General features: G+C 64.3%; 1 protein-coding gene. It reads left to right on the top strand.

All coding sequences use genetic code 11. The features are described from left to right. The first annotated feature begins 51 nt into the window (after positions 1 to 51). Positions 52 to 1,337 (top strand): IS3 family transposase gene (locus BST10_RS22135; protein WP_109559621.1). Its coding sequence is split into 2 segments (ribosomal slippage): positions 52 to 334 and positions 334 to 1,337, totalling 1,287 coding nucleotides; the frame shifts between segments, so codons are not numbered across the junction. The last annotated feature ends 39 nt before the right edge of the window (positions 1,338 to 1,376 follow it).

Genomic DNA, 1,376 nt, shown 5'->3' with positions numbered 1-1,376 from the left:
TGAGCCGTCCCGGTAAGTCCGGAGACTCCCGATCTTGGGAGGATTCGAGTTATGGGACGTGCAAGCAGGTATCCCGCTGAGCTTCGAGAGCGCGCGGTGCGGATGGTGGCCGAGGTCCGCCCGCAGTACCCCTCGGAGTGGGCGGCAATCACCGCGGTGGCCGGCATGTTGGGAATCGGTACTGCGGAGACGCTGCGGACCTGGGTTCGTGGCTCGCAGGTCGATTCCGGTCAGCGACCCGGTGTGACCTCGGCGATGGCCCAGGAGAACAAGGCGTTGCGCCGCGAGATCGCTGAACTGCGCCGCGCCAATGAGATCTTGAAAGCAGCGGCGATTTTCTTCGGGGCCGAGCTCGACCGGCCCGGGAAACGGTGATTCGGTTTATCGCCGAGCACAAGGACTACCAGGTGCCCGGCTCTGATGGTGGGGCCGGGCTTCGCTGGGGTGTCGAGCCCATGTGTGCGGTGCTGTCGGCCAACGGGGTGTCGATCAGCCCGTCGACCTACTACGAGTGGATCAACAAGACCCCGACGCGCCGCCAGGTGCGCGAGGCCGAGCTAGTCGAGATCATCAGCACTCAGCGCAACGACGCCAAGACCGGCAAGTTCGTGCAGACCCTGGGCTCACGCAAGATGTGGATCCGGCTGCGCGGCCAGGGCCACGATGTGGCCCGTTGCACGGTGGAGCGGATCATGCGCGCCCAGGGCTGGGAGGGGGCCCGCTATGGGTCCAAACACAAGACCACGATCAGTGACGACAGCCATGCCCGTTACCCGGATCTGGTCGATCGCCATTTCTGCGCTCCGACGCCAAATCGATTGTGGGTAGCCGATTTTACGTATGTGGCGACCTGGAGCGGTTTTGTCTACGTGGCCTTCGTGATCGATGCGTTCAGCCGTCGCATTCTCGGCTGGAGGGCAGCGAGGTCGATGACCACGCCGCTGGTTCTTGACGCCCTCGAGCACGCATTCTTCACTCGGGCTCAAGAGGGGCACTACGATCTGCGTGGCCTGATTGCGCACAACGACGCCGGCGCCCAGTACACGTCGGTGGCGTTCACGCAGCGGCTCATCGACGAAGGAGTGGACCCCTCGGTCGGGTCGGTCGGCGACGCACTGGACAACGCGCTCGCCGAGACGACCGTCGGTTCGTTCAAGAACGAGCTCATCCATCGGCAAGGCCCGTGGCGCGACGTCAGCCAGGTCGAACTCGCCACCGCCGAATGGGTCGACTGGTTCAACACCGAACGTCCCCACGACTACCTCGACGACTTCACCCCCGCAGCCGTCGAAGCGCTTCACTACGATCACAGGCACACCCCACCGAAGGCGGGGTGATTCAAGGAAATCAGTCCCCGGACTTACCGGGACGGCTCA

Source organism: Mycolicibacter algericus DSM 45454 (genome assembly GCF_002086455.1).
Classification (GTDB): domain Bacteria; phylum Actinomycetota; class Actinomycetes; order Mycobacteriales; family Mycobacteriaceae; genus Mycobacterium; species Mycobacterium algericum.
Note: the sequence above shows the minus strand (reverse complement) of the source record. Positions and strands in the feature narration are given on the sequence as shown.